This is a genomic window from Arthrobacter silvisoli (genome assembly GCF_003369445.1).
GTDB lineage: Bacteria > Actinomycetota > Actinomycetes > Actinomycetales > Micrococcaceae > Arthrobacter > Arthrobacter silvisoli.
The window spans coordinates 1-24,550 of sequence record NZ_QRCU01000010.1 but is presented as its reverse complement, the minus strand read 5'-3'; the positions used below and the strand labels follow the sequence as shown (position 1 = coordinate 24,550).

The following is a 24,550-nucleotide window of genomic DNA, read 5'->3' as shown; positions in this document are numbered from 1 at the left end:
CGGACGGGCCTCATGAGTAGCGCTCTTCCCGCCACGGATCACCGTGCAGGTGGTAGCCATTGGATTCCCAGAAGCCTGGGACGTCGTCCTGCGTCAGCTCGATGCCGTGGACCCACTTGGCGCTTTTCCAGAAGTAGAGGTGCGGCACAAGCAGGCGCGCGGGACCGCCGTGGGCCCGGTCCAGGCGCTCACCGTCGAATTCCCAAGCGACCCAGGCACGTCCTCCCAGAAGGTCGTCCAGCGGGACGTTTGTTGTGTATCCGCCGTAGGAGTGGGCTGTCGCGAAGCTGCTCCGCGTGTCCACGTCTTCGAACAAGGTATCGAGGGACACACCCCGCCAGGAAGTGCCCAAACGGGACCAACTGGTCACGCAATGGATGTCCGTGTGGACCTCGGCCTGCGGAAGCGCCATGAAGGAATCCCACGACCACGTATGGCGCTGGCCCCCCTCCGTCGTGATGAAGAATTCCCAGTCCTCCAGGGGAATATCCGGTGCAGGCCCGGCGGTAAGCACCGGAAATCCTTCCGTCTGGTACTGCCCTGGCGGTAGCGCCGGATTGCCGCCGCGTCGCCTTCCGTGAAAACCGGAAGAAATGATTCCCATCATGCACCTCCACTGCGGAAGCTACGGCCGACTGTGATCGGTTCCCTCACGATAGGGCAAGCGCCCGGCCGGGTCCAGAAGTCGGCGGGGTCCAGAAGTCTGCAGGGTCCGGAAGTCAGCGTTTGGCAAAGCGCTCAGCGGATTCCGCTGTCGACAATCAGGGTGACCTGGACGGGACGGTCCGAGATGACCACGTCCTGGGAGGCCACTGACGCGTAGCCGCCGATGTTGGTTGCCCTGATGACGTAGCCGCCGTCCGGGAGGGTCAGGCTGAAGGCGCCCGCGGTATCGGTGACCGTTGACCCGCGGACCGTGTCTTCAGCCAGGGCGACGACCGAGGCTCCGGACACAGGGCGCGGCGCACACTCCATGCCCGGGCGTTCCACGGGACACACGGGCGCCGTCAGGACATGGCCCGTGACCGTGCCGAAGTGGCCCGCCGGCTGCCCGGAGTCGCCGGAGCAGCCGCACAACAATGCGGCAGCCGCTGCCATCCATGCCAGCCCGATCCTTGCCATGACACCCACCAACCCGAACCGCGTCAGCCTTCCGGCACCACCGTACCGGCCGCGCCATCCACGGTGATGGTCTGGCCGCTGCGGATCCGGCTCGTCGCATCCGGAACACCGACGACGGCAGGAATCCCGTATTCGCGCGCCACGACCGCACCGTGCGAATTGGCTCCGCCCATTTCCATGACCAGTCCCCCGGCCGTCAGGAAGAGCGGGGTCCACCCCGGGTCCGTGGACGGGGCGACAAGGATTTCCCCGGGCTCCAGCCGCGCGCCCACGGGGTCCAGGATGACGCGGGCCACGGCGGTCACGGTCCCGGCCGAGGCCGGGCTCCCGGCCAACGCCCCGTCAGCGGAGGCAGCGGACGCATCAGCACCGCGGGCCGCCACCGCCTCGGGCTCCGTGCCGTCGGACAGCAGGACCCTGGGTACGTGCCGGCGCCTGAGTTCGAGGTTGTAGGCCTCGCGCCGCTCCGCCACAAGGCCCCTGAGATCGGCGCCGTCGAGGGCCCTGTGTGCCTCCGTGAAGTCCAGGAAGAACACGTCCCCGGCGTCCGTGATCCTGCGCCGCTCCGACAGTTCCGTGCCTACCAGCGCCAGCTGCGCCCGGGCCGCGGCGAGGCCCTCCACCAGCCGGTACTTGGGGAGTTCCCGCATGCCCGCGAACGTCCGGGTCCGGGCGAGCGCACCCTTCACGATCCTGGCGTGGAGCGGTCCTTTTGCCCGTGCGCGCCGGACGAGGATGGCGGCTTCCGCCTCCGCTTCCCGGGCGGCCTTTGCGAATTGTTTGTCGGGGGCGAGTTCCGGGTCCTGCAGGCGGAGATAATTCGCAAGGATTCCGATGATGTGGGTGGGGTCGTCCGCCCAGCGGGGCATCCCCAGGTCGATTTCAGCAACGGCCCGGTGGCCGTACTCAGCCAGGAACGCGGCCAGTCCCGACTGCACGGCGGTGGGCAGTCCGCCGTCGCGATACTGCCCGGCGAGGTCTTGCGGCGCCGTGTTCGCGAACGCCTCCACGGAGTCGGGGTCCGCTTTGATGGCCTGGGCAAGGTGCCACAGGGAAAGGTCCATCTCGGTGGTCACGTTGTTAGGCAGGCCCCGGATGACCAACTGCAGCTCATCCCAGGGGGCCTTCCCGCCGAGGATCCGGCGGACGAGTCCCAGCATCGCGAAGCCGGCGAGCGCGGGCGGCAGCGTGTTGGGCAGGATGCGGAAGAGTTCACGGCCCAGGATGCGTTCGGCGTGCTCCAGCCGTTCACGCGGGCTTGCGTCCGCCGGAACGGCCAAGCGGTCCTGCAGCGTCTCTCCGAAACGCCGGGCACGCTCCAGCGCGGCGTCGGGACGGAACAGGGCACGCGCCAGGGTTTCCGGAACCCTGTAGCGGGCGATCACCGGGGCCACGTGGCGGATGAGCCGGAACGGGGTCCTGCTGGTGACGGCGAAGCGCGGGTCGTCGAACAGGCTGCGCATCACCGCCGCCGAGCGCGCCTCCATGACGTCGAAGACCTTCGGCACGATCGCCCGGCCGGTGCCGCTGCGGAGCACTGCGCTCAGGTCGATGTAGATGCGCTGGCCGGCCTCATGGAACGGCGAAGGCCCGTTCCTTGGCTCCGGCACGTTAAAGCCGGCGGCCTTCGCCACGGAAGCGCCAATGAGCCGGATTCCGGCCAGTCCCATCGGGGTGATCGGCCGGGTGAGCCCCTGGGCGAGGCTGAAGCACAGATAGGCGTGCGCTCCCGGCGTCGACGGCGGCTTGGTCACCTGCGGGTACAGCGTGGTGATGGGGCGGGCCTGGGTGAGCCACAGTTTGCCGTCGCTGTCGATGGCCCACTCAGTGTCCTGCGGGGAACCGTAGTGTGCCTCGACCCGGCGGCCGAGGGCGGCGAGCGCCCTGATCCGGGAGTCGTCGAGGCAGGCCTCCCGCTGGCCGTCCGCGCCGCTGGCTCCGCCGGGGCTCTCCACCCGTTCCGTGCCGCCGCCGGGGAGCGGGCGGATCACCAGGGTCCGGTCCCCCGTGCGCCGTTCGGTGATGCTTCCCGTCACGGAGTCCACCACGAAATGGTCCGGATTCACGGCACCCGAAACCACGGCCTCGCCCAGCCCGGGGCTGGCGTCGATGACGGCCTCATGCCGCCGCCCGGTGACGGGGTTGGCGGTGAACAGTACGCCCGCCGTCGCCGCGTCCACCAGGAGCTGCACGACGACGGCGAGGCTCACCGCGGCGTGGTCGATCCCGTTGCTGGCGCGGTAGCTGACGGCCCGGTCCGTCCAGAGCGAGGCCCAGCATTTGCGGACAGCTTCCAACACGGCATCCGCGCCGACGACGTTGAGGTAGGTGTCCTGCTGGCCGGCGAAGCTTGCGAACGGCAGGTCCTCAGCCGTGGCGGAGGAGCGGACCGCCACGGCGGCGTCCGGTCCGAGGCTGAGGTACGCGTCCCGCACGGCGGTCTCGACGGCGGCGGGCATCCCGGCGTCGAGCACTGCGGTCCGGGCGCGGGCGGCGAGGTCCGCCAGTGTGTCGAGGTCGTCCGGAGGCACCGTTTCCAAGGCAGACAGGACGGCGCCGATCGCGCTGTCCGGCTGCCCGGCCTGAAGCGCCTCGCGGTATGCCTCGGTGGTCAGGCAGAAACCCGGCGGAACCGGCAGGCCCGCCCCGGTCATCTCGCCGAGGTTGGCCGCCTTGCCGCCCACCTCGGCGAGCATGCCGGCCCTGATCCGGTCCAGGCCGAGGATGAACCCGGGAGACGTCTTCGATTCAGCCATGGTGCCCGCCTTCGGACTGCCTGGAAGGTCCGTGGTCCGAGGCCTATGCGGCCCCGAGCATCGGGCCGAAGTCCGCCCTGTCTGCCAGTCGCGGGTCCTCCCGGTCCGGGACCACCATGACGGGGCCCTTGGCGTGGTGCAGCACGCCGTCCGAGGTGGAGCCCAGGAGCATTCCGGTGAAGCCGCCGCGGCCGCGGGTGCCCAGCACCACCAGTTCCACGTTCCTGCTTGCCTCCACCATCACGTCCACGGGGGAACCGTCCAGGAGTTGCGTCTCGATGGTCAGGCGCGGGAAGTGGCTGCGGATCCAGGCCAGGCCGGCGTCGAGTTGGACGCGGATGTCCTTGAACAGTGCCTCCCGGTCCAGGGGGGCCGGGACCCAGGCGAGGGAGCCGCTGTACTCGGGAACAGCACAGATGACGCGCAATTTGGCGCCCATCCGCTCGGCGGCTTCGGCGGCGTCGAGAACGGCCACGCGGGCCTGTTCGGAACCGTCAACGCCCACTGCCACGACATTTTCGATGGCGCGCGGCCCGGACTTGGCCCGCTCGGCCTTGACGTGCTTGTCCTCGGTGGGTTCGCCGAGCCGGTCCCCGCAGTAGAGCGGCACGGTCACGGTGGGGCACTTGGAGTGGGCCGGGAGGGCGCTGCTCACGGAACCCAGGAGGCGGCCCACGAAGCCGCCGCGGCCGCGGGTGCCGAAGACCAGGAGTTCGGCCGAGGCGGAGAGCTCAAGGAGCACTCCGGAGGCGTCGCCGTTCTCCACGGATCCATCCACGTCGATCGGGTAGGCGGAAACCTTGGCCAGGGCCTGGCGCACGATCTCTTCGGCGCCTTCCCGGATCACGGAGTCATCCACGGTGGCGTAGCCGCCATCCAGGCCGGAGGCGGCGAAGATCGGCACCGAGTAGGCGGTCACAACGTGCAGCGGAAGGTTCCGGCGCTCGGCTTCCCGCGCCGCCCATACGAGGGCGCACTGGCCGTGCTCGCTACCGTCGACACCCACCACGATGCCGCCCGGGGCAATGGTGGGTTCCTGCTCGCTCTCGTGCTGGACCATGGGGCCCGCCTCCTCGCACTGCTGGCTTCTTGTTGCCGCTATTCTGCCAGAGGCCGCTGCCCTGGCTTGCCTTCCCTGGCAGGCCGCGGGTCGGGGCCTCCAATGCTCACTATTCTCGGTTCGAGGGAACGAATCAAGCAGGCTCCGGCGGGCTCAGGACCGGCTAGTCCCGGGCCGGAAAGGTGTGTAGTGTTCGATGCACGGCAAACGGAAATGTGTTCTGGGGCACACTCCGTCTTGTCGTGTGCGGCCGCTTGGGGAAACCGGACGCCACCCCCTGACTGCCTGCGGGCGGGCACTATCCAAGGAGGAACCAAGCGTGCAATTCATGCTTGCCCCGAACGCGGAGCGCACCACCACCGTGGTGATCGGCGCCGGGATGCCAGGCCTTGCGGTCGCGAGCGAGCTCAGTCGCCGCGGGGTGAATGCCATCGTGGTCAGCGGCCTCAACGGCCAGGCCTTCCCCTTCGCCGGGGCCTCCGCGCATACAGGCAAGCTGGGCCGCTGCGACGGGCCGGACGCTGCGTCCCTGCAGGAACGCAACGAGATCCTCCGCCACCTGCGCAACTATGCCGCCAGCCACCACCTGGACGTCAGGACCGCCACCCCCGCCGTCCGCCTCGACCGGCTGGCGCACCAGCGGCCTGTCGAAGAGAAGGTGTGGGCGATCCACACCGAGCAGGGCGTGCTGCTGGCGGACAACATCGTGCTCACGCGCTGCGGGCAAAGCCAGCTGCGCCGCATGCTCGCGGAACTGGGCATCGCAATCGGCCAGAACCTCACGGCCGTGCTGCGGGCCATGGGAATGTACCTGGTGGGGGTGGGCGAACTCGTCAGCCCCACGCCGAAGGAAGTGCTGCGCCAGGCCAAAGTGGTGGGGCAGGCCATTTCGGCGAAGGTGCACCCGGAAAAAGTGCACGCGGCGCTGACAGGCAGCTTCCCCGCGGTTTCCGCGCTGGCTTAGCCGCTTACTCTTCGGCGGTTTCGTCGTCGCTTTCCGCGTCGCCGCCGGCGGCCAGCTTGCGACGGGCTGTCACGCCGAGGAACACGAGCAGGGCAAGGGCAACAACGGCGAATCCGACAATGCTCCACGGGAACGGCTCGGACGCGTCGGGCGTCTTTTCGGGAGTCGTGGAAGAGCCCGGCGCGACCGTCCCGGCGGAAGGAACGGCCCCTGCCGAAGCGCCCGACGACGGCGAGGAGGACCCGGTGCCGCCGCCCGGCGTCGTGCTTCCCGCCCGTGCTGTAAATGTGACGGTGCCATTGATGGGGTGCCCGTCCGAGCTGGCCACCCGCCACTCCACCGTGTACTTGCCGGCCGGGGCTCCCGGAAGGAGTTTCTGCGAGACCACCGTGTCCACCATCTCGACCGGCCCGTCGGCCCAGTCCTTCCCGGAGGCGTCGAAGACGGCGATGGACGCACCGAGGGCCAAAGGCCGGTTGTTGAAGGTGACCGAGACGGAATCCGGCACGGTCGCTACGGTGGAGCCGTCGGCCGGCGAGCTGGACTCTGCCTTGTCATGGGCGGAAGCCGGGGCGGCCCCGAAAAGCACCGTGGCGGTGAACAGGAAGGCAGCAAGGGCCGAGGCCACGAGCTGGCGGACGGGACGCATGGTCGGATAACTCCCTTGGGTTGGCTTCCTTGCGGTGTTGACTTCCTTACACCCTAGGCGAATTTCCTGGGGCTCCTTGCCGTGCGGGCTTAGGATTTGAGGGCACACCCCCACCACTTCCCGGAGATCTCCATGCTCAACCAGGGTTCACAGCTCAAACAGGGTTCGGCCATCGACCGCTATTTCAAGATTACGGAGCGCGGTTCCAACTATTCGCGGGAAATCCGCGGCGGCTTCGCCACATTCTTCGCCATGAGCTACATCGTGGTCCTGAACCCCCTGATCCTTTCCGGGGCGGATTCCAACGGCAACAGCCTCGGCTTCACCGCCGTGGCCGCTACCACGGCGTTCGTAGCCGGCATCCTGACCATCCTCATGGGCGCCTGGGCCAAGCACCCCTTCGCGGTGGCCACGGGCCTGGGCGTCAACGCCTTCGTGGCGGTGACCGTGGCCTCGCACCCGGGCCTGACCTGGCCGGACATGATGGGCCTGGTGGTGCTCTCCGGCCTGACCATGCTGATCCTGGTCCTCACAGGATTCCGGACCGCCGTTTTCAAGGCCGTGCCCGAGGCTCTCAAGACGGCGATCGTGGTGGGCATCGGCCTTTTCATCGCCCTGATCGGCCTGGTCAATGCCGGTTTCGTGCGCCGCATCCCGGACGCCGCCGGCACCACAGTCCCGGTCAGCCTCGGGGTTGACGGCAAGCTGCTGGGCTGGCCCACCTTGGTGTTCGTGGTCGGCCTGGTGCTCACCATCGCCTTGGTGGTCCGCAAAGTCCGCGGCGCCATCCTGATCGGCATCATCGCCTCCACGGCCCTGGCCGCCATCCTGGAATTCACCCTGCACATCGGCCCGAGCTTCGATGGCAAGAACGTCAACCCGCGGGGCTGGTCCCTGGTTGCCCCGAAGTTCACCGAATGGGCGGCACCGGACCTGTCCCTCATCGGCAAGGCCAACCCGATCGGCGCGTTCGAGCATCTGGGCTTCATTGCCGCCGCCCTTTTGGCCTTCGTGATCCTGCTGAGCATCTTCTTCGACGCCATGGGCACCATGGTGGGCCTTGCCCGGGAGGCGGGCAACGTGGACAAGCACGGCAACATCCCCAACGTTGACCGGGTGCTCCAGGTGGATGCCCTCGGTGCGATCGTGGGCGGCGGGGCTTCGGTTTCCTCCAACCAGATCTTCGTTGAGTCCGGCGCCGGCATCGGTGAGGGCGCCCGCACCGGCCTGGCCTCGGTGGTGACCGGCCTGCTGTTCCTGGTGGCCATGTTCTTCACCCCGCTCATCAATCTGGTGCCGTTCGAAGCCGTCGCCCCGGCACTGGTAGTGGTGGGCTTCATGATGGTTTCCCAGGTGAGCAAGATCCACTGGCAGGACTGGGGCCTTGGCATTCCCGCGTTCCTGACCATCGCCCTGATGCCCTTCACCTACTCGATCGCCAATGGCCTGGGCGCGGGCTTCATCGCCCACGTCCTGATCCGCACCTTCCAGGGCCGGGCCCGCGAAATCCACCCGCTGATGTGGGCCGTGGCCGGGGCGTTCCTGCTGTTCTTCGGCATCGGCCCGGTGGAGGAAATCCTGGGCATCAAGTAGCCCCTCAAGCCGCGACGTTCCGGGATTCCGGACACTGCACCGCAGGCCGTGCTGTTTTTAGGGCACGGCCTGCGGTGTGCTTTAACCATGGAAACCAGCACCCTCCCCCTCGACGTCCGCCCTGTTCCCTGGACCGGCCGTTTCGATGGCGACGGCGCGGAACACCGCCGCTGGTGGCAGGCCGTCTCCCCGTACGCCCCGCACCTCTCTGCGCCGCAACCCACAGCACCTCAGGCCGACGGCGAGACAGCCGCCCGTACCCGGCCCGCCGTCGTCGTGGGCTTCTGCAGCGACGAAGGCGTGCGCCGCAACAAGGGACGCGTGGGCGCTGCGGCTGCTCCGGCCGCGATCCGCGCGGCGCTCGGGCCGCTCGCCTACCACCTGGACCGCAGCGTCTTCGACGCCGGCGACGTCGTGGTGGAAGGCGAGGCCCTGGAGGAGGGCCAGTTGCGCGCCGGGACCGTTGTGTCCGCACTGCTCGACGCCGGCAACCTCACCGTGGTGCTCGGCGGCGGCCACGAGACCGCGTTCGCCAGCTACCTGGGCGTGGCCGGCTCCTCCGCGGTACGCGGAACAGAAACAGACTCCGGCAAGCGGCTGGGCGTGCTGAACCTGGACGCCCATTTCGACCTGCGCGACGCCGCGGTGCCAAGCTCGGGCACGCCGTTCCTGCAGATGGCCCGCGCGGAAGCCGCCGCCGGCCGCGCACTGCAGTACGCCGTCGTCGGAATCTCGGAGGCGAACAACACCCGCACGCTCTTCGACACGGCGCACCGGCTGGGCGTGAAGTACCTGCTGGACGAGGACTGCTCGGCGGAGGCCGTCTCCGACTTCGTGGCATCCTTCCTGGCCGGCATCGACGTGCTGTACCTGACGATCGACCTGGACGTGTTGCCCGCTGCGACGGCTCCCGGAGTCAGTGCACCGGCCGCCTACGGTGTGTCCCTGCCCGTGATCAGCGCCGTGTGCCGCCAGGTGGCCGCCAGCGGCAAGCTCCTCCACCTGGACGTCGCCGAACTGAACCCGGAGTTCGACGTCGACTCCCGCACCGCGAAGGTGGCAGCGCGGCTGGTGAACACGCTGCTGGGGTGACCACCGCGTCACATGGCGCAAAGCAAAGGCAACATCGGGACATACTTGGCAACCCGGCGTCGCGCTTCGAAAGGCGGCGAAAACAATGGTGGAGCAGCACTTGCTGCCTGCCTAGTCTCGATGCACGTGGTGTACCCAAGAGGCCAGGGAGCTGCCTGCAAAGCAGCGCACGCGGGTTCGAATCCCGCCACCACGTCTCACGCGTTGCAGCAGCAACGCACCCGTTCCGGAAGCCTTTACCGCCGCCCCCGCGCCAGCCATCATGAGATGAGGCGCAAGGACTTCGCCGACCGCAGCAGCACGGCCGCTCCTTTGCGCGGCGGAGGCGCAGCGACATGTCACCCAGGGGCGAGCCGGCGGACGGATTCCTGACCGACTACTACGAGCATGTGGCCGATGACGACGTCCGCAGCTACACCCCGGAAACGCTGCTGGAACGGGCCCGCTACCACCGCGCGCTGGCCGAGCGGCGCGAGCCCGGGCAGACGGTCATCGGGGTCCTGCACGAGACCGACGCGAGCCTCGTCGCCATCGTCACGGACGACTTGCCGTACCTGCTCCCCTCCGTCACCGCCGAAATCGCGCGCGACGCCGCGGCCATCCGGCTGCTCGTGCACCCGGTCTTCAGCGTCCTCCGCGAGCCGGGCACCCACCGCCTGGCCGAGGTCCACCGGGGACCACACCGCCGGGGGCTGCCTGCCGGCGCCGAACCTTCCGCCGCGGAAGAAAACGACGGCGGCCACCTCACCGAAGCATGGGTGGCGATCGAGATCCCGCGGCTCGCGGACCAAGAGCGGGCCGGGCAGCTCACGCAAAGGCTGCAGGCAGTCATCGACGACGTCCGGGCCGCGTCCGAGGACGCGGCCGCCATCCACGAAGAGCTGGCCGGCGAGATCCGTAGGCTGGAAGGCGTGCCGGACGGCCGGGAAGCACGGGAGCTGCTGCGCTGGCTGGGCGACGGCAACTTCATTTTCCTGGGCCACAGCGGGAAGCGCGGCCTGGGGCTGCTTCGGAAGGGCCCGGCGGGCGGGCACGCAACCGACGCCGGCCAAAGCCGTGCCGCCGTCCTCACCCTCACAAAGTCCACCCTCCGCTCCACCGTGCTGCGCCGCGCGTACCTCGACGAAATCAGCCTGGCCGAGGCCGACGGGACGGGCTGCACCTTCGTGGGCCTCTTCTCCCCCGGCTCGGCGGCGCGCTCTGCCCTCGATATCCCCGTCATCAGGGACACCGTAGCGGAGGTGCTGCAGGGCTTCGGCTTCCCGGCCGATTCGCACCACGGCAAGGAACTGCTGTCCGTCATCGAGGCGTACCCGCGCGACGAGCTTTTCCACATCGACGCCGCCCAGCTGGCGTCGCATGCCCGGGACATCCTCCGCCTCCAGGACCTCCACAGCACGCGGCTCTTCCTTCGCCCGGACTCGTACGGCCGGTTCATGACCGCCCTGGTGTTCCTGCCCCGCGACCGCTACAGCACCGCGGTGCGCCTGAACATCGAGCGTGAACTGCGGGAGGCTTTCGGATCCGAGGCCATCGAGTTCGAACTCCGTCTGGGGGAATCGGCAATGGCCCGGGTCTTCTTCCGGATCCTGCTGCCGCACGCCGGCGCCGCTGCGAGCGCCGGCGCTGCCGCCGATTCCGACAGTGCCGCTTCAGCCGGCCCCGCACCGGCCCTCATCGACTCCGCCGCCCTGGAGCAGCGGATCATTGCCGCCACCCGCTCCTGGGCGCAAGGCCTGGACGAGGCGCTGCAGGCCCGGTTTCCCACGGACGAAGCCTCGCGGCTTTCCCGGCTCTGGGCCACGGCTTTCCCGGGCAGCTACAAGGCCGACTACGAGGTTGAGGACGCCGTGGAGGACATCTCGAAGTTCGAGAGCTTCCCGCCCGGCGACGGGGACACGGCCGACCCCTTGTTGACCGTGTACCGGCGCCCGGGGACGGCAGTGTTGTCCGAGGATGCCCGGATCCGGCTCTACACGACCAAGCCGCAGAGCCTCAGTGGGATCCTGCCGTTCTTCCACAACCTCGGCCTCAAAGTGTTGGACCAGCGTCCGTTCGCCGTGCTGCGCGCCGACGGCCGGCAGTTCTTCCTCTACGACCTCGGGCTCAAGTATCCGCGCGGCGTGGACCCCTTGGCCACGGGCGAGCTCCTGGCTGGTTCGTTTTCCGCTGCGATGCGCGGCGATTCGGAGTCGGACGCCTTCGACGCGCTGGTCCTCCGCGAACGCCTCGGCTGGCGCCGGACCGCCATCCTGCGCGCCTACGCGAAGTACCTCCGGCAGCTGGGCAGCACCAACTCCTACGGCTTCATCGCGGACACCCTCCGGGAGAACCCCCAGGCAACACACGCGCTGCTTGACCTGTTCGAGGCGAAATTCGATCCGGATACCTTCGCCCCGGACCTGTTCGAGCCGGAGCTGATCCACCCGGGGCCGGCCGAGGGCGACGTGTTCGAGGGGGACAGCAGCGAATTCAGCCATCGCACCCAGGCCGTCCATGCCGCCCGTACGAAATTGGCCAAAGCCATTGACGCCGTCCCGGGCCTGGACGCGGACCGCCTGCTGCGTTCCCTGGCGAGCCTGGTGGACGCCACGCTGCGCACCAACTTCTACCTCGGCAAGCGGTACATGAGCTTCAAGCTCAGCCCCGCCGGCATCCCCGCCGCGCCGGACCCCCGGCCGAAGTTCGAAATCTGGGTCTACTCACCACGGGTGGAAGGCGTGCACCTGCGGTTCGGAGCCATAGCGCGCGGCGGCCTGCGCTGGTCGGACCGGCGCGAGGACTTCCGCACCGAGGTCCTGGGGCTGGTGAAAGCCCAGACAGTCAAGAACGCGGTCATCGTCCCCACCGGGGCCAAGGGCGGCTTCTTCCCCAAGGGCCTGCCTGATCCGGCCGAGGACCGTGCAGCCTGGTTGGCAAAAGGCCAGGAAAGCTACCGCACGTTCGTCCGCGGGCTGCTGGACCTCACGGACAACCTCCTGCCGGACGCCGACGGCGGCAACGGCCGCGTGGTGCCGCCGCCCCGGGTGGTGCGGCACGACGGCGACGACTACTACCTGGTGGTGGCTGCGGACAAGGGCACGGCCGCGTTCTCCGACATCGCCAACGCCCTGGCCGCTGAGTACGGATTCTGGTTGGGCGACGCCTTCGCTTCGGGCGGTTCGGTGGGCTATGACCACAAGCAGATGGGCATCACCGCCCGCGGCGCATGGGAGTCGGTGCGGCACCATTTCAAGGAACTGATGATCGATTCCGGGAACGAGGACTTCACGGTGGTGGGCATCGGCGACATGAGCGGCGACGTGTTCGGCAACGGCATGCTCCTGTCCCGGCACATCAAACTCGTGGCGGCGTTCGACCACAGGCACATCTTCCTGGACCCGAACCCGGACCCGGCTGTTTCCTACGCCGAGCGGGAACGGCTCTTCAAACTCCCCCGTTCCTCCTGGGCCGACTACAAGGCCAAGAAAATCAGCGCCGGCGGAGGCGTCTTTTCGCGAGCGGAGAAGTCGATCCCCATCACCGAAGAGGTCCGGTTCTCCTTGGGACTGGAAGAAGGCACGACGGCGATGAGCCCGCCCGATCTTTTACGTGCGGTCCTCATGGCCCCGGTCGACCTGCTGTACAACGGCGGAATCGGCACCTACATCAAAGCGTCCACGGAGTCCCACACCGACGTCGGAGACAAGTCCAACGACGCCATCCGGATCGACGCCAGGCAACTCCGCAGCCGCATCATCGCCGAGGGCGGCAACCTCGGCATCACTCAGCGCGGCCGGGTGGAAGCGGCCCTGGCCGGGATCCTCGTGAACTCCGATGCGATCGACAACTCCGCCGGCGTCGACTGCTCGGACCACGAGGTCAACATCAAGGTCTTCCTGGACCGGATGATTTCAGCGGGCAGGATGTCCGTGGCGGAACGTACCGGGTTCCTTCATTCGCTGCAGGACGAGGTGGGACGTCTCGTGCTGCAGACCAACAACGACCAGAACACGCTCCTCCTCAACGACAAGCAGCTGGCCCTCGAATGGAGTCCCAGTTTCGAGCGGACCATGGACTGGCTGGAGGTGGTGACGGACCTGGACAGGGACCTCGAATGCCTGCCAAGCAACGACGAGCTCAGGGAACGCGTCCAGACGGGCAAGGGATTGACGACGCCGGAACTCGCCGTGCTGGCGGCCTACGCCAAGATCGAACTCGCCCGCGAACTCACCGAGGGCGGGCTCTCCGACGATCCCTGGTTTTCGCAGACCCTCCGGGACTACTTCCCGCGGCAAGTCACCGAACGGTTCGGCGAACACCTGTCGACGCACCCCTTGATGCGCCAGATCGTGGCCACCGTCGTGGCGAACGACATGATCAACATGGGTGGCACCGCGTTCGCCTTCCGTGCGATGGAGGAGACCACCGTGTCGGCGACGGCGGTTGCCCGCGGGTTCGTGGTCATGCGGCAGATCTGGGACTTCGACGCGATCATGGACGCGATCGCCCACCTGCCGGCCGGCCTGGCGAGCGAGCACGGCGCCGCCATCGCGCTGGACATGAGGCGGCTTCTGGACCGCTCCGTCCGCTGGTACGTGACCCACGACTTCCGCGACAAACCCGTGGCCGATGCGCTGGCCCGCCTCGAAGGGCCGATGTCCCTGATGCGGGCTAATTTCACCGGGTTCCTGCACGGCATCAACCTGGCCCATTCGCTGAAACGGCTGGCGCATACGGATTCGCTCGGCGTGCCGCACGAGTTGGGAATCCGGGCCTCGGAAATCCTGGTCAGCTACGGACTGTTGGACATCACGGCGATCGCCGAGGAACTGCAGGAACCACCGGAGGCGGTGGCCGAGGTCTACTTCGCAGTGTTCGAACGCATCTCGGCCATACCCTTGCTGGAACACATCACCATGCTTCCGCGGGCCACCCACTGGGAGTCCCTGGCCCGGGCCGCATTGCGGGACGACATGTACCTGGTGCTGGCCGACATGACCAAGGCGGTAGTCCGGCACACCGCCCGGTCCGCCACTGCGGCCGCCGATCCGGTGGAGCGGATCACCGATTGGGAACGCGGAAACATTGAACAACTGTCCCGGATCCAGGAGACCATCCAGGAGGCCATCAAGCCCGGGCCGGTGGACATCGCGGCGCTTTCCGTGGCCGTGAAGCTGCTGCGGGCCATGGTCCGTCGCTGAGACCGGCATCACAGGGTGACAGTCATCTTACAAATTTTTGCCTTCGCCCTCTATGCTTGATAAGCCGCCTTCGCATGCGGCGAGTATTAGGAGGCCCCCAAATGACCCCTGCGATGACAGCAGAACGCGAAATCCACCTGACCTTTTCCAACGGCCAGGAAATCCACGACGGCCTGGACCAGGCAGTCAACACCCTGATCGAGGACGCTGCGGAACACGCAGACTGCGGCATCCTCGTTACCCGCCACAAGCCGGGTAGCTACACCGTTGCCTTCGACGAGTCCGTGCCGTTCGGCCAGACCCGCGAAGCGATCGCAGCCTGAGCCCAGCGCAGGGCGCAGGCACAGCGGCTCGCAGCAACAAACACAGGGAACGGCCCCTCTGAGCTACCGTTCAAGCTCAGGGGGCCGTTCCTTTTGTGTTGCCGTAGGAATCATCAATGACAGCACTTCTACAGCGTGCAGCCGCAGCTTTCCCGAAGCAGCACCTGAACAGGAAGGACCCGGTGCTCGCACGCCGATGGGACCTGGGCCATCCGTTTGCTCAGGAGCTCGACGGCGACCCGGCCCAGCAGGTCCATGGGTTGGCGGACCGTGGTGAGCGCCGGCTGCATGAACCGGCCTGCATCGATCCCGTCGAACCCGGTGACTGCAACGTCTTCCGGAACCTTGACCCCGGCCTCGGTGAGGCCCTCGATGACACCCAGAGCGGTCTGATCGTTCGCACACACAATCGCCTCAGGGAGGTGCGGCCGGCCAGCCTTATCGGCGAGCAGTGCTGTGACGGCTTCGCGTACGTCTGACCTGCCAGTCGTGCCGCCCAGGACAGTGCCGTCCGGGGCGGCAAGACCGGCTGCCTCAAGAGCGTCAAGGAACCCCTGGTGTCGCGCGTGGCGGTCGTAGTCATCGATAGGCCCGGCGAACCAGTAACTCCTGCGCCCATGGTCTTCGATCAAGTGCTTGACGAGCCGGCGCATCCCGGCCTTGTTGTTGACAGTCACGGAAGACATGGCCATGGGGTCTTCAGGGAATTGGGCAACCAGGACGATGGGCTTGGTCCGGGCCAGGTGGACGAGCGTTGACTCGGACATCACGTGGGGAAGCACAACGAGGCCGTCTACCCGACGGGCGATCTCGTCCAAGGCCACGCCGCCGGAGTCCAGCTTCTGCCAGCCAACGGCGAGCGGGAGGCCCCGCACAGTGCATTCGAGTTCCACGCCCCGGAGCACCTCGTCGGCAAAGAGCGGGTAGAGCCTTGGACTCGTCGACGATTCGCGGACGAGCGGAACGTCGTCCTCGTCGAACAGCTCCGGCATGGCCAGTTCGTCGGGCTCGTGGCCGCTGAACGAGTACATGCCGACGACGCCGCTGTGGCGCTCGGCCAGGCCCCGCGCGAGGCCGCTCGGGATATAGCCGAGCTCCTGGACTGCCTTGCGGATCGCTTCCTGCGTGGCGGGCCGGACCTTGTCTGGGGTGCGGAAAAACCTGGATACGGAGGCCGTGGAAACACCCGCGGCCTCCGCGACGTCGTAAACCGTTGGCGTGGTGCTGGTAGACACAGAATCCCCTTCCCCGAGGGCGCTCGAGCACGAGGTCAAGTTGCCCGGCCAATCGCCGAGGCTAGCACTTACCGTACGCGCATACATCCCCGAAAGAAAAGAGGACGTGACCCTTGCCACAGCAAAATGTATGCGCGTACACTCGATGGCACGGGCCGATCGTCGACGCCGAACAGCAGCCCCTACGTTCTCCCCTTCCTTTGAGAGGAACAATGATGTTTAAGAAACGAGCAGCACTGCCGGCACCAAGAAAGCTCCATCCCAAAGCTACGAAAGCAGCCGCAATCGGCCTGGCGGCAGCCCTACTCCTGACTGCTTGCGGACGCGACAACGGATCCGGTTCCGGATCCACCGAATCAGCTTCCCCGATTGCCTCAGGCCCCGCGTCCGGAACCGTCACGGTGTGGGCGCAGGGTGCCGAGGGGGCCGCACTGCCTGCACTGGCAAAGGAATTCGAGGCCGCCAATCCCGGCGTGAAGGTCAACGTCACGGCCATCCCCTGGGATGCCGCCCACAACAAATACCAGACAGCCATCGCCGGGGGCACCACCCCTGATATCGCCCAGATGGGCACCACCTGGATGAGTGACTTCAGCGATGCCTTTGAACCCACGCCCGGTGCCGTCGATACCGGCGACATCTTTCCCGGTTCTGTGAAGTCGACCGACGTGGGCGGGACCAGGTACGGCGTCCCGTGGTACGTGGACGCCAACGTGGTCTTTTACCGCAGCGATCTTGCAGCAAAGGCTGGCCATGAGACCTTCCCCACGGATTGGGCTGGCTTCAAATCCTTGGCCAAGGACCTCCAGAGCAAGGCCGGCGCCGAGTATGGGGTCGCGCTCCCCGCGGGCGGGGCGGACTCCTTCCAGCGCATTCTCCCGTTTGTCTGGTCGGGCGGGGCTCAGTTGGTGAACCAGGACAGCAGCAAATGGACGCTGGATACGCCCGAGCTCGCTGACGCCCTCAACTACTACAACAGCTTCTTCACCGAAGGCATCGCCAACAAGAACCCCGCCACCGGTGCCGGTGCGGCCGAGTCCGCGTTCGTGGATGGATCCGTTCCCATGTGGATCGGCGGCCCGTCCGGGATCGGCGAGCTGGAAAAGGCCGGCGGCGCGGGATTCGCCGACAAGTACAAGGTGGCCTTGGTTCCGAAGCAGAAGTCGGCGACCTCCTTCGCCGGGGGCTCCAACCTGGTCGTGTTCAAGAAATCCCAGAACCGGGATGCGGCCTGGAAGTTCATCCAGTGGCTCTCCCGGCCCGACATCCAGGTCAAGTGGTACAAGGCGACAGGGGACCTGCCCGCATCCCAGTCTGCGTGGAAGGACCCGTCACTCTCCGGTGATTCCAAACTCGCCGTCTTCGGCGACCAGCTCAAGGACGTCAACTCCCCGCCGTCCCTGACCACCTGGACCCAGGTGTCTGCCGCCGCCGATACCCAGCTGGAACAGATCGTGAAGGCCGGCAAGAACCCGGCCTCGGCCCTCAAGGAACTGCAGTCCACGGCCGACTCAATCGGGACTGGCCGCTGAACATGAGCACCACGTCCAGCCGCACCCCGTTGACCCTCGCTGTGGCATTAAACAGCGGAATCAAGCGCTTCCGGACGGCTTTCCGCGTGGGGTTCTACACCCCCGTGGTCACCAGCATTGTCGCCGTGGCTGTGGTGTGGCGGTTCATCCTGCAGCCGGACGGCCTGCTGAACACCATCCTGGGCGCTGCGGGAATCCACGGCCCTGACTGGCTCAACAGCACCGCGTGGGCCATGCCGGCCATGATTCTGATGGCCGTGTGGCGGAACATGGGCACGCTGATGATCATCTTTCTGGCGGGCCTGCAGAACGTATCGGCGGAAATGCTCGAAACCGCGGAAGTGGACGGCGCCAATGCTTGGCAGCGGTTCACCAGGATCACGCTGCCCACCCTGCGGCCGACCCTGCTGCTGGGCGCGGTGCTGCTCTCCGTCGGCTACCTGCAGTTCTTCGAAGAGCCGTTCGTGATGACCAAGGGCGGACCGCTCGATTCGACCCTGTCCATCAGCTACTTCACTTACAACCAGTTCGGATTCGGCAAGTACGGCTTGGCATCTGCCGCCAGCTATGTGCTCTTCGTCGCCATAGCGCTGCTGAGCCTCATCCAGTTCCGTGCCCTCCGGTCGAAGGACTAAGCACTGCCATGACATCTCCCACAGAAATCCTCACACCCGGACCCTCGCGGACCGAATCCGGTGAACCTGCGCGCCGTCCCCGCCGACGTGGTCAGCGCGGCCGGCCCCTCGTGTATATCCTGCTGCTGCTCGCCGTGGCTGCCACCCTCTTGCCCTTCGCCTGGATGCTGCTGGGATCCTTTAAGACCCAAGGTGAACTCCTTCGCCGGCCTGTCACTTGGTGGCCGCAGGAGGGCACTCTAGCCAACTACATTTCCTGGTTTACTGAGCTGCACATCGAGAAGTTCTTCGCCAACAGCCTCGTCGTTGCCGTCGTCACGGTCTTGGGCAACCTGCTCTTCTGCTCGATGATCGGCTATGCACTGGCGAAGATGAACTTTCCAGGGAAGCGGTTCCTCTTCCTGCTGGTGATGGTGACCCTGATGGTGCCCGGGGTGGTCACGTTCGTTCCCCTCTTTGTCATGGTCAGCAAACTGGGGCTGGTCAGCACTTACCCGGCGCTGTTCCTTCCGTTCCTGGCCTCGCCCGTGGGCGTCTTCCTGATGCGCCAGTTCATGCTGGGCATCCCGGATTCGATCATTGAAGCGGCACGGATCGACGGAGCCAGCGAGTTCCGGATCTTCGCACGCGTGGTGATGCCTCTTTGCGGGCCGCCTTTGGCAACGCTGGGGATCCTGACCTTCCTAGGCTCGTGGAACAACTTCCTCTGGCCGCTCGTCGCAGCCCAGAGCGAAGACATGTACACCCTGCCGGTGGCGTTGTCCCTTTTCTCGACCGGGCAGAATGCCACCAACTACGGCCTCCTACTGGCCGGATCGGTCCTGGTCATCACCCCGATCGTTGCCCTTTTCGTAGCGCTACAGCGCTTCTTCATCCAAAGCGTCGCCGCCACCGGCATCAAATAGCGCTTTCCCCGAACAGCCGAGAGGTACCACGTGAACCACCTGCAAACGTCCATCGCGCCCAACGGCACCCTTTACCGGGACTTGAACGGCAACGGAGTGATGGATCCCTTCGAGGACCCATCACTCAGCCCGGAGCAACGTACGGCTGACCTCCTGCCGCGGCTTAGCCTCGAAGAGAAGGTGGGCCTGCTGTTTCACACAGTCATTGAGACCGGACCGGACGGGACACTGTTGGAGCGCCCCGGAAATATCAGCAAATCCGGAACGTCTGCCGTCGTCTCGCAGAAGCTCATGAATCACTTTAATGTGCACGCGTTGGGGACCCCGCGGCAGGCGGCCCGCTGGAACAACGCGATCCAGAAACTCGCCGAATCGAACCCGCACGGCATACCGGTCACCATCTCCACGGACCCGAGGCACGCCTTCATTGAAAACACCGGTGTCTCCTTCAACGCGGGCCATTTCTCCCAGTGGCCCGAACCCATCGGCCTCGCCGCGATCGGCAGTACAGAGCTGATCCGGCGATTCGCCGACATCGCACGGCAGGAATACACCGCCGTCGGCATCCGTGCAGCGCTGCACCCAACGGTGGACGTAGCCACGGAACCGCGCTGGGGCCGGCAGGCCGGCACCTTCGGCCAGGACAAAGAGCAAACTTCGCGGTTCGCCGTCGAATACCTCAAAGGACTCCAAGGCGAGTCCCTTGGCCCGGATTCCGTTGCCTGCACCACCAAGCACTTTCCCGGCGGCGGCCCCCAGCGCGACGGCGAAGACCCGCACTTCCCCTACGGCCGTGAGCAGGTCTACCCCGGCGGGCGCTTCGAGGAACACCTTGAACCCTTCCGGACGGCCATCGCCAACCACACCAGCGCCATCATGCCCTACTACGGAATGCCCGTAGGACTCGAGCTCGACGGTGAACCGATCGAAGAGGTCGGCTTCGGCTACAACCGGCAGATCATTACCGGCCTCCTGCGCGAAAAGCTCGGCTTCGGCGGAGTGGTCCTCAGCGACTGGGAACTCGTCAACGACAATGTCGTTGGAGACAAAGTACTGCCCGCCCGCGCTTGGGGGGTCGAAAACCTGACTGCAGCGGAACGGATGCGGAAAATCCTTGACGCCGGTGTGGACCAGTTCGGCGGGGAAGAGTGCACGGAACTGCTCCTTGGCCTGGTCCGTGATGGCTTCGTCGGTGAAGAGCGGATCGACGAATCCGCGCGCCGACTGCTGCTGGTGAAGTTCCAGCTGGGCCTCTTCGACAACCCCTATGTATCGGAGGACGCAGCAGCCGCACTCGTTGGCAACGATGACTTCCGGGCTGAAGGGCACCGCGCCCAGGCACGTTCGGTGACCGTTCTGACTGACAGCAAATCGGACGGAAGCCGCCTGCTGCCGCTCTCCGACAAGCCGCGCATCTACGTCGAAGGCCTGGATCCGGCAGCCTTGGCGGGCACAGGACTTCCTGTTGAGGCGCCCGAGGACGCCGACGTAGCCATCATCCGCCTCCACGCGCCATGGGAGCACCGGCAGGATCTGTTCCTTGAGGAAGGCTTCCACGCCGGCTCCCTGGACTTCCCGCCCGGGCTCATTTCACGGCTGGCGGCCCTCGCCAAGAAGGTTCCGTTGATCATTGACGTCCGTCTGGACCGCCCCGCGATCCTCACCCCGCTGACCCAATTCGCCAGCGCGCTGGTAGGCACTTTCGGCGTTTCCGACGCTGCGCTGTTGGACGCCCTCACGGGGCGGATCCTCCCGCGCGGGCGTCTGCCCTTCGAGTTGCCTTCCTCCATGGACGAGGTCCGCGCCTCGCGGCCTGATGTAGCATCCGACACTCGGTCACCGCTCTTCGCCAACGGGCACGGGCTGTCCCTGATCCGCGGTACCGAAACCGCCCGAGCTGAGCGCCCCTCCCTCGCCCGAAGGCCGGGCGAAGGAACAGCGGGTGAAGCAAAGCACAGGGAACGCCCCTCCTGAGTTATCACCCAGGCCCGGAGGGGCCGTTCATTCTTCTTGTGTTGCTTGTTGTGTTGGGTACCGCGGTCTGGAGTTCCCGGCTGCTCCGTAGGTCACGGGCGCTTTCCCAGGGGCGTCTCAGTGACGGTCTCTTCGGTGCCGGAACCCGCTCCGGTCCCCTGGTCCCCCTCCTGCGTCTCCGCCCAGCTGCCGAGCAGCTTCAGCGCATCCGCGGTGGGGGTTCCAGCGGCTGCGGTGTAGACGAGGAGCGTCAGGCCGGGCTCGGAGGCGAACTCCATGGCTTCAAAGTTCATTTCAAGATCCCCCACCACGGGGTGGTGGAACCGCTTGAAGCCGGTGCGGTGGAAGCGGACGTTGTGCTTGGCCCAGCGCTGCCGGAAGACCTCGCTGCGGGTGGAGAGTTCGCCGATGAGGTCGCTGAGGGCTTTGTCGTGCGGGTTCCTGCCGGCCTCGGAGCGCAGCATGGCGGCGATGTCGTCCGCGGCGCGTTCCCAGTCGGTGAAGAAGTCCTTGGAGGCCGGGTCGAGGTACACGAAGCGGGCCGAGTTGGCGGGCTGCTCGGCACTGTTCATCATGGGCGCGTACAGTGCCCGGGCCATGCTGTTGCTGGCCAGGTGGTCGTGCCGGGCGTTACGGATCCAGGCGGGCGCCTCCGTGATCGCGTCGAGCAACTGCTGCATGGACGCGCTGACCTGCTTCGGGGCCTGCCAGCGCTGCCGTGGAGGTGCCGGCGTCGAACCCTTTGCCAGTTCGAAAAGGTGCGTGTGCTCCGCTTCGTCGAGCTGCAAGGCCCGTGCCACGGCGTTGAGCACGCTCTCAGACACGCCCCCGAGGTTCCCGCGTTCCATGCGGACGTAGTAGTCGATGCTGACCCCGGCCAGCAGCGCCACTTCTTCCCGCCGGAGCCCCTGCACCCGGCGGTTGCCGCCATAGGCGGGCAGCCCTGCCTGCTCCGGGGTGATCCGGGCCCGGCGGCTGCTGAGGAATTCGCGGATTTCGCTTCGGTGGTCCATGTTTCCGACAGTACGCCCGGTCCGTGGGTGCTGGGAGGCACTGGCGTTACCTGTAAAGGCAGCCGCTCCCGCGCGCCGGATCCTCCGCCGTGGATGGAAGGACGGCGCGGCGTCCGGCGAAAGGCAGCAAAAAACCGGAGTCCGTTTGGGAACGGACCCCGGTCTTTTGGAGCCTCAGTCTTTCGAGCCCAGTTTACGCCCGGGGCGGTTGCTCCCCCAGCCGGGTCCCCAGGCGGGTCATGCCCGGCGCAGCTCCACGCCGTCGGACTTCATGAAAAGCTGCTTGGCGGCCGCGTCGGCGCCGGGACCGGCGGGCTCAAGCCAGACGACGTTTCCGCTCACGGAAACCTCCTGGACTTCCCCCGCCGCGATCACATGCGCGTGCTTGACGACCTCGATCCGCTCCCCTGCAGCCAGGCTTGCCCAGTCGGCAACGGTGGCGGCATGTGCGATACGCCTGGACAGGACGGATCCGCGTGACTTCATTGAACTTCTACCCCTTTGTGGATGTTCGTATCTTCGGTTATGTAACTCATCCGACACGTCCGCGACATCGTCGGCGCGGACATGCCGTACATCACTAGTTCTACTACACGGAAGGCGCCCCGGAGGCGGCTGTTGCCAAACATTTCCGGGGCGCCATCCAATGTTTACTTGGACCGCATTTCCTTCGGGATCAGGCGAGGATCCCCACAGCGGATTCGGCGGCTTCGCGCACCGCACCCGAGCCCACCAGGCGGTCGGCCGCTTCCAGCTCAGGCGAGAGGAAACGGTCGGTTCCGGGACCGGCGACGACGGCGCGCAGCACCTCGAGCACGGCCGCACCGGCGGGGCCCGGGGTCAGTTCGCCGTCGGACAGCTTGGTGCGGATGTCGAGGGCGCGGGCGCTGGTGACCAGCTCCACTGCCAGGACGCGGCGGAGGTTTTCCACGGCCTTGCGCAGCTTGCGGGCGGCGTGCCAGCCCATGGAGACATGGTCTTCCTGCATGGCGGAGCTCGGGATGGAGTCCACCGACGCCGGAACGGCCAGCCGCTTGTTGTCCGAGACCAGGCCGGCCTGGGTGTACTGGGCGATCATGAGGCCGGAGTCGACGCCCGGATCGTCGGCCAGGAAGGCCGGCAGTCCGTGCGAACGGGCGGGGTCCAGCATACGGTCCGTGCGGCGCTCGGCGATGGAGGAAAGATCCGCCACGGCGATGGCCAGGAAGTCCAGCACGTAGGCCACGGGGGCGCCGTGGAAGTTGCCGTTGGAGGACACGCGGCCGTCCGGGAGGACCACCGGGTTGTCGATCGCGGCAGCCAGTTCGCGGGTGGCCACGAGCTCGGCGTGGGTCACGGTGTCGCGGACGGCACCGGCAACCTGCGGGGCGCAGCGCAGCGAGTAGGCGTCCTGGACCCGGGAGTCGCCTTCCTTGTGGGAGGCCACGATCGGCGAGTTGGACAGCACCTTCAGCATGTTGTCGGCGCTGGCGGCCTGGCCCGGGTGCGGGCGCAGGGCGGCGTGCAGCTCGGGCAGGAACACCTGGTCCGTGCCGAGCAGCGCCTCGACGCTGAGCGCGGCGGTGATGTCCGCCGTCGTCATCAGGTTGCGGAGGTCCGCAATGGCCATGAGCAGCATGCCGAGCATGCCTTCGGTGCCGTTGACGAGCGCGAGGCCTTCCTTTTCGGCCAGGACCACCGGCTCGATGCCATGCTGGGCGAGCAGTTCGGCGACGGCCGGGCGGCCTTCGACGCCGTAGAGCTCGCCGTCGGGGCCGGTGGCTTCGCCTTCGCCCATGAGCACCAGGGCGCAGTGGGAGAGCGGGGCGAGGTCGCCGGAGCAGCCGAGCGAGCCGAATTCCTTGACCACCGGGGTGATGCCGGCGTTGAGCAGCTTGACGAAGGTCTCCAGGACCGCCGGACGGACGCCGGTGCGGCCCGAGGCCAGGGTCTTGGCACGCAGGAACATGATGGCGCGGATGACTTCGCGTTCCACGGCCGGGCCCATGCCGGCGGCGTGGCTGCGGATCAGCGACTTCTGCAGCTGGGTGCGGAGGTCGTTGGGGATGTGGCGGTTGGCCAGGGCCCCGAAACCGGTGGAGATGCCGTACGCCGGGGTCTCGCTGTGGGCGAGGCCGTCGATGTGGGCGCGGACCTTGGCCACGGTGTCCAGGGCTTCCTGGGAGACGGTGACCTTGGCGTCGTGGCGTGCGACGGCGAGGACGTCCTCGGCGGTGATGCCGCTGGAACCGAGGGTGACGGTCAGCGGTTCGTGGGTGGTGAGAGTCATGATTCCTACTTCTCGTTCATGGGGATGCGGACGCCGCGTTCGTTGGCGACCTCGATGGCGCGTTCGTAGCCGGCGTCGGCGTGGCGGATGACGCCCATGCCGGGGTCGTTGGTGAGCAGGCGCTCGAGTTTCCGGGCCGCGAGCTCGGTGCCGTCGGCCACGGAGACCTGGCCGGTGTGGATGGAACGGCCGATGCCCACGCCGCCGCCGTGGTGGATGGACACCCAGGTCGCGCCCGAGGACGC

General features: G+C 67.1%; 17 protein-coding genes, 1 tRNA gene and 2 pseudogenes. 10 read left to right on the top strand and 10 right to left on the bottom strand.

Translation table 11 applies throughout. The features are described 5' to 3' along the window. Positions 1–10: 10 nt before the first annotated feature. The 4 genes from DWV11_RS01490 to DWV11_RS01475 all read right to left on the bottom strand — a co-directional run bounded on the left by DWV11_RS01490 (position 11) and on the right by DWV11_RS01475 (position 4,938). Positions 11–514 (bottom strand): molybdopterin-dependent oxidoreductase, encoded by a 504-nt coding sequence (locus DWV11_RS01490; protein WP_245953383.1) that lies wholly within the window; start codon positions 512–514, stop codon positions 11–13. A gap of 224 nt (positions 515–738) precedes the next feature. Continuing rightward, positions 739–1,122: a carboxypeptidase-like regulatory domain-containing protein gene (locus DWV11_RS01485; RefSeq protein WP_115787133.1), complete on the bottom strand. Its 384-nt coding sequence runs from the start codon at positions 1,120–1,122 to the stop codon at positions 739–741. Between the two features lie 23 nt (positions 1,123–1,145). Beyond that, a complete protein-coding gene (locus DWV11_RS01480; RefSeq protein ID WP_115787132.1) occupies positions 1,146–3,878 on the bottom strand; it encodes a PEP/pyruvate-binding domain-containing protein in 2,733 nt (910 codons plus the stop codon). A 43-nt stretch (positions 3,879–3,921) separates the two neighbouring features. Then, entirely contained in the window at positions 3,922–4,938 is a 1,017-nt protein-coding gene (locus DWV11_RS01475) for a universal stress protein (protein ID WP_115787131.1), read from the bottom strand. A 328-nt stretch (positions 4,939–5,266) separates the two neighbouring features. On the opposite strand from DWV11_RS01475, the gene DWV11_RS01470 reads away from it, so the two are divergent. Beyond that, on the top strand, positions 5,267–5,902 hold the full coding sequence (locus tag DWV11_RS01470) for an NAD(P)/FAD-dependent oxidoreductase (RefSeq protein ID WP_115787160.1): 636 nt from the start codon (positions 5,267–5,269) through the stop codon (positions 5,900–5,902). Positions 5,903–5,906: 4 nt separating this feature from the next. On the opposite strand, the gene DWV11_RS01465 is transcribed toward DWV11_RS01470, so the two are convergent. Then, the gene (locus DWV11_RS01465; protein ID WP_115787130.1) at positions 5,907–6,551 is read right to left on the bottom strand and encodes a copper resistance CopC family protein; all 645 of its coding nucleotides are present in this window, start codon (positions 6,549–6,551) and stop codon (positions 5,907–5,909) included. A gap of 132 nt (positions 6,552–6,683) precedes the next feature. On the opposite strand from DWV11_RS01465, the gene DWV11_RS01460 reads away from it, so the two are divergent. From DWV11_RS01460 to DWV11_RS01440, 5 genes are all read left to right on the top strand, one after another. Next, complete coding sequence (locus DWV11_RS01460) at positions 6,684–8,144, top strand: NCS2 family permease (protein ID WP_115787129.1); 1,461 nt, start codon at positions 6,684–6,686, stop codon at positions 8,142–8,144. An 87-nt stretch (positions 8,145–8,231) separates the two neighbouring features. Then, on the top strand, positions 8,232–9,236 hold the full coding sequence (gene hutG, locus DWV11_RS01455; protein WP_115787128.1) for a formimidoylglutamase: 1,005 nt from the start codon (positions 8,232–8,234) through the stop codon (positions 9,234–9,236). Positions 9,237–9,361: 125 nt separating this feature from the next. Then, positions 9,362–9,432, top strand: a tRNA-Cys gene (locus DWV11_RS01450). 139 nt (positions 9,433–9,571) lie between these two features. Then, the gene (locus DWV11_RS01445) at positions 9,572–14,419 is read left to right on the top strand and encodes an NAD-glutamate dehydrogenase (protein ID WP_115787127.1); all 4,848 of its coding nucleotides are present in this window, start codon (positions 9,572–9,574) and stop codon (positions 14,417–14,419) included. 101 nt (positions 14,420–14,520) lie between these two features. Continuing rightward, positions 14,521–14,742: a hypothetical protein gene (locus tag DWV11_RS01440; RefSeq protein ID WP_115787126.1), complete on the top strand. Its 222-nt coding sequence runs from the start codon at positions 14,521–14,523 to the stop codon at positions 14,740–14,742. A gap of 128 nt (positions 14,743–14,870) precedes the next feature. Here the strand turns inward: DWV11_RS01440 and DWV11_RS01435 are convergent, their stop codons facing one another. Next, positions 14,871–15,977 carry a LacI family DNA-binding transcriptional regulator gene (locus DWV11_RS01435; protein WP_168404507.1) on the bottom strand — a complete coding sequence of 369 codons (1,107 nt, stop codon included), beginning with the start codon at positions 15,975–15,977 and terminating at the stop codon, positions 14,871–14,873. 215 nt (positions 15,978–16,192) lie between these two features. Here DWV11_RS01435 and DWV11_RS01430 point away from each other — a divergent pair, with 215 nt between their 5' ends. From DWV11_RS01430 to DWV11_RS01415, 4 genes and pseudogenes are all read left to right on the top strand, one after another. Continuing rightward, positions 16,193–17,509, top strand: a complete 1,317-nt coding sequence (locus tag DWV11_RS01430; protein WP_115787124.1) for a sugar ABC transporter substrate-binding protein — start codon at positions 16,193–16,195, stop codon at positions 17,507–17,509. Between the two features lie 29 nt (positions 17,510–17,538). Beyond that, positions 17,539–18,144 (top strand): annotated as a pseudogene (locus tag DWV11_RS01425) (carbohydrate ABC transporter permease); the annotation flags it as partial. A gap of 8 nt (positions 18,145–18,152) precedes the next feature. Continuing rightward, the gene (locus tag DWV11_RS01420) at positions 18,153–19,049 is read left to right on the top strand and encodes a carbohydrate ABC transporter permease (protein WP_115787123.1); all 897 of its coding nucleotides are present in this window, start codon (positions 18,153–18,155) and stop codon (positions 19,047–19,049) included. Positions 19,050–19,079: 30 nt separating this feature from the next. After that, positions 19,080–21,023: a glycoside hydrolase family 3 protein gene (locus DWV11_RS01415; RefSeq protein WP_245953382.1), complete on the top strand. Its 1,944-nt coding sequence runs from the start codon at positions 19,080–19,082 to the stop codon at positions 21,021–21,023. 92 nt (positions 21,024–21,115) lie between these two features. Here DWV11_RS01415 and DWV11_RS01410 read toward each other — a convergent pair whose 3' ends face one another. The 4 genes and pseudogenes from DWV11_RS01410 to DWV11_RS01395 form a co-directional block, all read right to left on the bottom strand. After that, entirely contained in the window at positions 21,116–22,036 is a 921-nt protein-coding gene (locus DWV11_RS01410) for a helix-turn-helix transcriptional regulator (RefSeq protein ID WP_115787122.1), read from the bottom strand. A gap of 237 nt (positions 22,037–22,273) precedes the next feature. After that, positions 22,274–22,522 carry a hypothetical protein gene (locus DWV11_RS01405; RefSeq protein ID WP_115787121.1) on the bottom strand — a complete coding sequence of 83 codons (249 nt, stop codon included), beginning with the start codon at positions 22,520–22,522 and terminating at the stop codon, positions 22,274–22,276. A gap of 190 nt (positions 22,523–22,712) precedes the next feature. Next, the gene (hutH, locus tag DWV11_RS01400; protein WP_115787120.1) at positions 22,713–24,305 is read right to left on the bottom strand and encodes a histidine ammonia-lyase; all 1,593 of its coding nucleotides are present in this window, start codon (positions 24,303–24,305) and stop codon (positions 22,713–22,715) included. A gap of 5 nt (positions 24,306–24,310) precedes the next feature. Next, positions 24,311–24,550: pseudogene (locus DWV11_RS01395) on the bottom strand (urocanate hydratase); the annotation flags it as partial.